The organism is Holdemania sp. (assembly GCF_986127675.1).
The window spans coordinates 1-9,718 of sequence record NZ_CFQZWI010000103.1 but is presented as its reverse complement, the minus strand read 5'-3'; the positions used below and the strand labels follow the sequence as shown (position 1 = coordinate 9,718).

The window sequence follows — 9,718 nt, the reverse complement described above, 5'->3', positions numbered from 1 at the left end:
CAACGCCGATGCCCAGAATATAGATTTCTCCAATGATCATCGGATTGATCTGCACGTTGTATTCTTCTAACAGATCATCCTGAGTGATCTCGGTGAAGTAATTGGTTTCGCCATAATAGAAGTTATTGTTGTTGTCATTCTCATCCGCGTATTTGTTTTCCGTATCGACCTGATAGTTCAGCACCATCTTGCCAACCTGTTTGGCGACTAACGAACCGCTGGCGACCGACAGGGTGAAGCCAATCAGCGCGACGATGATCAGTTCGACGAAGAACTGCGCCACGATTTTCATCTTGGATACGCCGATCGAAAGCAGCACGCCGATTTCATACTCACGCGTTTTCAGCGTTAAGGCTGTGACGAGGGTGATGATGACGACGGCGTTGATCACGACGATCCAGACGATGATGTTGGAGAACAGCGACAGCGTATCCAGCGGCCGCGCCAGTTTCTTAAACGTATCGTTATTGGCGTTCAGAATGACATAATTGCCGGTCTGATCCTGATAATCCTCAACAAATTGATCGACCTGCAGCGGATCCTCTAAAAGATAAACGGCTTTGGAAGCCATGCCGTAATCTTCCTTCGCCATGATGTCTTCCTCTTTATAATATTCCGGCGTCGTCGTCATATAATAACGATACGATTTAACGTAGAAATCATAATATTTGTCGGAAGCGGTCGTCGCTGGCATCAACAGCGTGTTCTGCGGCGATTCATAACGGGCCATCCATTTATATTCGTCAGAATTCGGATCCAGCTGTTCGTTGCTTTTATAGATGCCGATGATTTCCAGAGAAAGAAGCAGATCCTCCTCGGTAATTCCCGAGCCTTCCATCTGCTCGATCTGCGAAGAATCAGTGATGTTGACGCTGATCGTGTCGCCGACGTGCAGGTTGTTCAGCTCTGCCAGTTCCTGCGGAACGCAGACGACGGCAGCGGAATTATCAATCTCTTCCTGGGTGTAGAAACGCCCTTCCAGCATCTCATAGGTACCGTCCTGGAATTCGATCATATCCGGATAGCGATTGGTCTGCACGCGCAGATCCGCCGGCTTCCAACTATAAGACATCACAGAAACAGCGCCGTCGACTTCCGACTCTGTGTTTTCCTGCGGCTTGTAATTACTGTCAAACTCATTATTCAGCGGAACCGATTCGAAATCTTGGGAATACATCTGCTGAGTAGAGATGAAGTTGACCGCCTTGACCCGGCTGTCCGCTTTCAATTTTTCAATCTTATCCATCGTTAACCGCGGCGGATTTTTATAAAATGCTTCACGTTCATCGTCATCGGTGATCTTATCCGCGTCGTTGTAATAGGCCGTATAATCCAATTCCAGCGAAACGACCGCCCGCATTTTCTGGCGGGTCAGAATCTTTGCATTTTCAGCCGCGTTATTGATCCCCAGTCCAATGATGACCAGATTGCCAATCAGGAAAAAGGTTACGGCCAGAAGAACCGATTTGGAAATCTTCCTGGTCACATTCTTAAGCGCTCGATTGAAAAAATTCATAATTCTCATTCTTCCCTTCTGAGGTTAAAATTCAGACTGTCAACAGTTCAGAGACACAGTCTTCCGCTTTATTCAGCGGCCGGGCTGCCCTCATTGCCGTTCTGATTTTCGTCATTCTTGTCCGGATTATTTAATTTATCCGGGTTATAGAATACTTCTATGCTTAAAGCGTCGCCAGCTTTCACAGTTGTATTCGGATCTACCGGCTCTCCGCCTTTCTTCACACTAATCTGTCCGTCTTCTTTGCCTGTACCTGCTGAATCATTTGTTGACACGTAAGTGAAGCTGCAAGCCAATTTATTCTCATCGCAGAACGACTTCATCGCGGCCTCCGAGCCCAGCGGCGTCAGGCCGATCTGAACCTCTTTCGGTTCCTCCGGCTTCGGCGTACAGCCGCCGGTGGATTTCTTATATCCGATCTTCGCATTCAGCGGCAATGGCCGGTCGCAGCCGTGCGGCAGATCTGTTCCATCATTAGCCATGCAGTGATAGCTGATGATCTGGCCCGGTGTCGGATATTCATCCGAGCACTCTTCGCCGTCCCATGCGCCTGCCGTGATGCTGGCGCCGCGGTAATTGACATCGTCAACCCACGCGTTCAACGCCAGGTAATCCTTGCCCAGATATTCGCGGCTGTTGGTCTGCAGCTGCGGCATATACAGTGAAATTGTCAGTTCCAGAACCGTGCCGGAATCGACCTGGCTGCCCGCCTTAATCGACTGCGAGATGACGCTGCCGGCCGGCGCGTCGCTGTAAACTTCTTTCTTCACGATCGAAACCGCGTTTTCCTTGTTCGCGGCCCAGGCTTCCAGCTGATCCTTCGTATAACCGACTAATTGCGGAACCTTGACGGCTTTCCCCTTGGAAACGGTCAAGGTCAGCGTATCGCCCTGCTTCATCGTTTTGCCGGATTCGATCGACTGGGAAACGATCAGTCCGGTCGCGATCGTATCATGGTAAACCTCGACGATCTCCAGCTCGACCTTCTTGCTTTTCGCCCAGGCTTCAGCGCTGGACACTTCCTTCTTCACGAAGTCGTCGACGGTAACCTCACCCGCCGGCTGCGGTCCCTTGGATACGCTGATCGTCAGATTGGTGCCGCGCGTGAAGTTGTTTTCATTCACGGATTTCAGATCGAAGGAAATGACCTGATCCTTTTCCACCGTGTCGCTGTAAACGGTATTCACCTTCACCTTCAACAGCTTGTTCTTGCTGATCCAGTCGTTGATCTCGCTGAGCGTCATGTTCTTGATATCCGGGAATTCGATCTTCTCATCGGGATCGGCGCCCTTGGACACCTCGAAAATCAAGGTTGAATCCTTCTTGATCTTGCTGCCTTCTTTTTTATTCTGGGAAATGATCTGATCGGCGTCATAATCCATGGAATATACCTGATTCATGACGATATTCTTGGTGTCGATGCCGTTTTCCTTCGCCCAGATTCCAACGTCGTTGGTCGTCTTGCCGACGAAGTTCTCAACCTTGATCTTCGGGGCAAAAAACAGGAAATACACGCCGATGATCGCGATGATCAAAGCCGCGGCTGCGCCGATCATAATCTTCGGATCCACGCTGCGCTTCGGCTTGACGATACGTTCCACTTTTTCTTCTTTGAAGCTGTCCGGCTTTTTCTCAATCTCGGAGGCCAGGGAGCTTAAATAATCTTTTTTTGGTTCTGCCATTACGGTTCTCCTCTCCTTTTTCTTTCCATAATCCAAACAGTGTCTGATAACCTTATTTATTATAACATAGCGGATTTCGCATTTTCTTAAATCTTTATGACAACCGTAAACGTGGCGGAAAAAGAAAGGTTTTCTTACCAATACCATGTTTGAAAGAGCCTGTCGCAAAAGAGCCAAAAGAAAACGCCGCAGCCGGCATTTCATCGCCAGCGCAGCGTCTTTGTTTATTTAGTTGAAGTAAACCTTGTCCAGGAAAGCGTTCAGATCCGAGCGCAGCTGTTCGATTTCTTCCCCATAGTTTTCCGATTCATTGCCCGGGGTGCGGTCGTTGACAAACCGGCCATAATTAGTCGTGCCCCAGAAGGCTGAGGTATCGTCGTCAAAGACCTTGAAGGCGTTCATGTAAGTATCCCATTTTTCATCTTCAATGCCGACGCCGTCGCCGATATAACCGCGTCCGCCGCCGAGGTAGCCGCAGTTCATGATCGTGAAGTAGCTCTTGTCTTTTAACAGACCTTCCAGACCGTTTGCACCGTCCTGATAAGCAAATTTCTTCGCGAAGACTTTTTCTTTATATCCTTTGACGATGGTGATTTCAGAATCATGCCAGTTCGGATAGACGAAGATCAGATGATCGGCCTGGCTGACCAGATCCTGTTCCTTTTTAATATCTGCCGACGGTTCACCCTGACCGTCCTTGGCGTAATAGAAATCCGCCGCGGAAAGAACCGGATTGAAGTTCATCGTATACAGATCGCGCATTTCCACTTCCATGCCCTGTTCTTCCATGTGCTTCATCGCTGTGCGGGCCATATCCCACAGCACGCTGTTGTGACGCGGATCGCCGATGACAAACAGCGCTTTTTCCTTATCGCTGTCCGTGAATCCAGCCGGCGTATAATCTTGAATGTAGGCTTCCTGAACGATTGAAGCGGAAGTGACCGAATCGACGGTCGGGCCGGTAAAGGAATCGGTCTTGGCCGTGCTTTCCGGCGTCGTTGTGGTTTCCGGCGTGGTTTCCGGCGTTGGGGTGGCTTGTGGCGTCTGAGCGGCGCAGCCCGCCAGCATCAGAACCGCAGTCAAAATGAGAATCAGTTTTTTCATGCTTTCCTCCTTGCGTTTTCCGAGTTTTGTGAGCAGGATCGACCAAAAGCTCAGTTTCCGAGTTTTGTGAGCAGGAAAAACTAAAAGCTCAGTTTTCGAGTTTAACGAGCAAGAAAGAACTAAAGCTCTGCCGGAGAATTTCCGGCTTCCGGGATCTATTGTAGCACAAATTTCGACGATGTCCAAGCTCTCACAAAGCAATAAACCGGCGAAAACGCCGGTTTATATCCCATTTTAACAGTTTACAGCGCGGCCTTGAGTTCCAGAAGCATGTCGCGCAGCTCGGCAGCACGCTCGAAATCGAGCACCCGGGCGGCGTCTTTCATCTCCTTCTCAAGATTGTCGATCAGCTTCTGTTGTTCCTTTTTGCCCAGCTTGGATTTTTTCTTCATGTAGCGGGCGGCCATTTCCTGTGTTTCCTTGCCATGGATCGCTTCGCCGATGTCCTTGACGATCGTCGTCGGCGTGATGTGATGTTCTTCGTTGTAGGCGATCTGAATCGCACGTCGGCGGTTGGTTTCTTCAATCGCTTTCTTCATCGAATCGGTCATCTTATCGCCATACATGACGACGCGGCCATGCGCGTTTCGGGCGGCCCGGCCAATCGTCTGGATCAGCGAGCGCTCTGAACGCAAAAAGCCTTCCTTGTCGGCGTCCAGTATTGCGACCAGCGATACTTCCGGAATATCAATGCCCTCGCGAAGCAGGTTGATGCCGACCAGCACGTCATATTTGCCCCGGCGCAGGTCGCGGATCGTTTCCGTGCGCTCCAGCGTCAGTGTTTCATGATGCAGATAGGCAACCTTCAGATCGTTCTTTTTCAGATAATCCGTCAGGTCTTCCGCCATCTTGACGGTCAAGGTCGTGATCAGCACGCGCTCGTTGGCCGCGATGCAGTGATGGATTTCATCCAGCAGATCGTCGATCTGACCGCGTGTCGGCCGCACCGTGATTTCCGGGTCCAGCAGGCCGGTCGGACGGATGATCTGTTCGACCACCTCGCCGTGGACTTTTTCCAGCTCGTAATTGCCCGGCGTTGCGGAAACATAAATCGCCTGATTAACGAGTGTTTCAAATTCTTCAAAACGCATCGGCCGGTTATCCAGCGCGCTGGGCAGGCGGAACCCGTATTCCACCAAGGTTTCCTTGCGCGCCCGGTCACCGTTATACATGCCGCGGATCTGCGGCAGCGACACATGCGACTCGTCGACGACCAGTAAGAAGTCCTTCGGGAAATAGTCGAACAGGTTCCACGGCCGCTGTCCCGCGGGCCGGCCGTCGATATGCGAGGAATAATTCTCGATCCCCGGGCAGACGCCGAATTCCCGCAGCGCTTCCAGATCATAGCGGCAGCGTTGTTCCAGCCGCTGTTTCTCGACCAGCTTGCCCTGCCGGTCCAATTCGGCCAAGCGCAGCTCCAGTTCTTCCTCAATTTCCTGACAGGCCCGTTCAATCTGATCCTTCGGCCGGGCATAGCCGCTGGCCGGGAAGACGTTGTAAACCGTGTACGCGTTCTGCAGCTTGCCGGTCAGCGGATCGACCTCGCAGATGCGTTCGATCTCGTCGTCAAACATTTCAATCCGAAGCATGAACGCGTCGGTATGCCCCATGTTGACCTCGATCGTATCGCCCCGCACGCGGAACGTCCCGCGCGCCCGGTCCATATCGTTGCGCTTGTACTGACGGTCGACCAGCTTGCGCAGAAGATCGTTGCGGTCGATGTGATCGCCTACGCGGATCGTAAAGAACATGTCGCGGTACTGATTCGGATCGGACGCCGCATAGATGCAGGCGACGGAGGCGACGATGATCGTGTCGCGCCGTTCCAGTACGGAGTTGACGGCCGCCATCCGAAGCATGTCCAGCTCGTCGTTGGTCATCGCGTTCTTTTCAATATACGTATCCGTCTTGGGCATGTACGCTTCCGGCTGGTAGTAATCGAAATTGGAAACAAAGTATTCCACACGGTTGTGCGGAAACAATTCCTTGAATTCGGAATACAGCTGGCCGGCCAGCGTCTTGTTATGGGCGAACACCAGCGTCGGCCGGTTGACGCGCTCGATCACATTGCCGATCGTAAACGTCTTGCCCGTTCCGGTCGCGCCCAGTAATACCTGTTCTTTCTTACCGGCCTGTAAGCCGGCGACCAGCTTGTCAATCGCACGGGGCTGATCACCGGTCGGCTTGTATTTGGAAACGAGCTGAAAATGTTCATTCGCCATTGAGGATGCTCACCGCCTTCTGCAGCTGATTGTCGATGCTTTTATCCATCGACCAGCGATAGCGGACGCCTGAAACCAATGACTGCAGCGTGGCGGCGTCCAGCACCCCGCTTGCCTCTAAATTATGCTCCGCCTGATACCGGCGCAGCGCCTGCGCCGTCGAAGCGTCGAAATAGCCGTCGCTGCGGCCGACCGGATAGTCCAGGAAAGCAAGCGCCTTCTGCGCCGAAGCGACATGCTCGCTGACCTGATCGAGCGTATAACTTTCGTCCTCTTCCATCATAAAGGAAGCCGTCGTCGTCTGCAGCACCGGCGGCAGCTCGACGATCTGATCCGGCGTGATGCCGACGCCGTTGATCCATTCTTCGTTCGGCGAGAGCCAGCGGGAGTTCGTGTATTTCAGCACTGAACCGTCGGCGAACGGCCGCTGCACCTGCACGCTGCCCTTGCCGTAGCTCTGCGTGCCAACCAGCGTCACGTCATCGCGCTGTTCCTTCAGCGCCAGCGTCAGCACCTCGGAAGCGCTGGCGGTATCGCCGTTGATCAGGATCACAATTCCTTGAATATTTTCAAACTGTCCGGCCGTCGTATGACTTTCCACCCGCCGGCCGTCCTTGTATTCCTGCGTCATGATCAGTGTGTCCTCCGGCAGAAACAGGCTGGATACGCTGACCAGCGCGTCCAGATAGCCGCCGCCGTTGTCGCGCAGATCAATGATCAGCCGCTCCAATCCCTGCTCGCTCATCATGCTTAAATACCGCTCGCATTCCACGCCGGTCGTCGAGCCGAACGAAATGATTTCCAGATAGCCCAGCGATCCGTCGAGCATTTCGCCATAGACCGTGTTGTTGACCTCGCCGCGGGTGATCGTCATCGTCACCGGTTCGTTGTCGCGCAGCACTTCCAGCTCAACCTGCGTCCCAGCCTCGCCGCGCACCAGATCCGCGACGTCGTCGCTCGGCAGATCGGTCAGATCCTGCCCATCGGCCTTCATCAGGATATCGCCGACCTGCACGCCGGCGTGATAGGCCGGGGAATCGGCGAACACGCGGGTCACGATCTTCGGTCCGGACGCGTTGTACTGAATGCCGATGCCGACGAAATTGTTGTCGATCGCGGTGGAAAACGCCAGCGTCTGTTCCGCCGACATGTAGGTGGTATGCGGATCCAGCGCCGAGCTGCTCATGCCGTAAAGCGCGCTGTCGATCAGATCCTGTTCCAGATTCTCGTCATCCTTGCCGAAATACCATTCATTTTTCATGATGCTGTAAATCGAATCCAGCTTGCCCTGGGCAAACTTGTCTTGATTGACCGTGCCGCCGACACCGGCGGAAGAACGAACAGGATGAAGCGTGCCGCCTAACAAAAAGCCGACGATAAAAACGACCGCCAGCGAGGCGATCATCAGCGCCGTGACCTGCTTGCGCCGCTGACGCTCGCGCATCTCATCCGGCCACAGGTGGCGTTCTAATTTAATCTTCACTGTTTTCTTTTCATTTTCACTCATTCGGGTCACCTCAGTTTTTTTATTGTACCACAGTTTGTCGTTTTGGCCTGACCTCTCTGTTATTTTGAACAGATTTTCATCTTCCAACCGGAAATCGGCTTTAACTTTTTTCAAGTTCTAGTATAGCACAGAGATCGCCCTTTGCCTAGCGTTTCACCCGCAGCGTCCAGTCTGCGAAGACAGCCTCTTTCCCCTCGAATCATTCGGATGACCGGCAGATTTCAGTCTGATCGTGATATAATCAAAGGCAGGAGGAACAACGAATATGTTTAAACAATGTGTCATCGTCGAACCCGTCGGGATGAACGAAAGCGCGCAGGCACGGCTGCGTCAGCTGGCGGAGGAAGTCATCGAATATCCAAACTCCCCGACCAGTGAAGGAGAACTGATAAAGCGGATCGGACAGGCGGACTGCGTGCTGGTCAGCTGGCGGACGGAAATTCCCGCTTCGGTGCTGCGCCAGTGTCCGTCGATCGTCTACATCGGAATGTGCTGCAGCCTGTATTCAGAAGCGAGCGCCAACGTCGATATCGCCGCGGCACGGGAATTGGGCATCACGGTAACGGGCATCCGCGACTATGGCGACGAAGGGGTTGTCGAATATGTATTATACGAGCTGATCGGCTTTCTTAACGGTTACCGCCAGCCGTCGTTCAAGCCGGTTCCACTGGAGCTGACAGATCTGAAGGTTGGCATTCTCGGCATGGGAACCACAGGCCAGATCATCGCCCGGGGATTGATGCATTTCGGCTCGCGGATTCAGTATTACAGCCGGACGCGCAAGCCGGAATGTGAAGCGGAAGGAATGGAATATCAGCCGTTGGACGTACTGCTGCGGCAGAACGACGTGATCTGCGAATGTCTGAATAAAAACGCAATTGTGATGGGGCCGGAACAGTTCCGGTTGTTGGGGGATCATAAAATTGTCTTCAACACGTCGATCGGTCCGGGCCACGACGTCGAAGCGCTGAAAGCCTGGCTGGCGCTGCCGGATACACATTTCTTCTGCGACAGCGAACGGGCATTGGGCGATGAAGCGCTGCTCGATCATCCGCGGGTGCGCTGCTTACGGACTTCGGCTGGCAATTCGGTGCAGTGCATCGACCGGCTGGGACAGAAGGTGCTGGCCAACATGGAAAATTTCCTGAATCAGCGAAACGCTTAATCTCCTCCCTGATTTAAACAGGACAAAAACCAGAGTGAACTTCCGTTCAGCTCTGGTTTTTTTATCGTCTCATTTTTTGAATTTAAATTGAAAACTTCGTCGCCAGTGTTTTCATTGCCCCCGTTTTATGCGCCGGCCCCGGCCTCCAACAGCCGCTCGACCATTTCCGTATAGCCTCCCTGAATCGCGTAATCCAGGACGCTTTTCTGATTCTGATCGCATTGATTCACGTCGGCTCCGGCTTCGATCAGTTTGCGCGCGCAGTCCAGATTGCCGTTTTTGGCAGCCAGGATCAGCGGCGACTGTCCCGCCTGATCGACGCCGTTCAATTCCGCGCCGGCTTCGATCAACAACGTCGTTAACGGCGCATTGTTTCGATAAGCCGCCAGATGGAGCGGCGTGCTGCCGCGGTTGGAGCGCAGATTCACGTCCGCCTGAGCCTGAATCAGCAGCTGGGCGATCATTAAATTATTAGTTCCCGCCGCTAAAAGCAACGGCGTTTCAAGATCGGAAGAGCGTCGT

Annotated in this window: 7 protein-coding genes; 1 reads left to right on the top strand and 6 read right to left on the bottom strand. The window is 53.0% G+C overall.

The annotated features are described in order from the left end of the window. From AC5OW4_RS12750 to AC5OW4_RS12730, 5 genes are all read right to left on the bottom strand, one after another. On the bottom strand, positions 1–1,525 hold a 1,525-nt coding region (locus AC5OW4_RS12750; protein ID WP_308560358.1), incomplete at its 3' end, for an FtsX-like permease family protein. Positions 1,526–1,584: 59 nt separating this feature from the next. Next, complete coding sequence (locus AC5OW4_RS12745) at positions 1,585–3,198, bottom strand: PASTA domain-containing protein (protein ID WP_308560359.1); 1,614 nt, start codon at positions 3,196–3,198, stop codon at positions 1,585–1,587. Between the two features lie 228 nt (positions 3,199–3,426). After that, positions 3,427–4,302: an NAD(P)H-dependent oxidoreductase gene (locus AC5OW4_RS12740; RefSeq protein WP_195397765.1), complete on the bottom strand. Its 876-nt coding sequence runs from the start codon at positions 4,300–4,302 to the stop codon at positions 3,427–3,429. 242 nt (positions 4,303–4,544) lie between these two features. Next, complete coding sequence (uvrB, locus tag AC5OW4_RS12735) at positions 4,545–6,524, bottom strand: excinuclease ABC subunit UvrB (RefSeq protein WP_072685641.1); 1,980 nt, start codon at positions 6,522–6,524, stop codon at positions 4,545–4,547. Next, entirely contained in the window at positions 6,514–8,031 is a 1,518-nt protein-coding gene (locus tag AC5OW4_RS12730) for a S41 family peptidase (protein ID WP_072685640.1), read from the bottom strand. Before AC5OW4_RS12730 ends, uvrB begins: the two co-directional genes overlap by 11 nt. 265 nt (positions 8,032–8,296) lie before the next feature. Here AC5OW4_RS12730 and AC5OW4_RS12725 point away from each other — a divergent pair, with 265 nt between their 5' ends. Next, positions 8,297–9,196 (top strand): D-isomer specific 2-hydroxyacid dehydrogenase family protein, encoded by a 900-nt coding sequence (locus AC5OW4_RS12725; protein ID WP_072685639.1) that lies wholly within the window; start codon positions 8,297–8,299, stop codon positions 9,194–9,196. A 125-nt stretch (positions 9,197–9,321) separates the two neighbouring features. On the opposite strand, the gene AC5OW4_RS12720 is transcribed toward AC5OW4_RS12725, so the two are convergent. Next, on the bottom strand, positions 9,322–9,718 hold a 397-nt coding region (locus AC5OW4_RS12720; RefSeq protein ID WP_493677040.1), incomplete at its 5' end, for an ankyrin repeat domain-containing protein.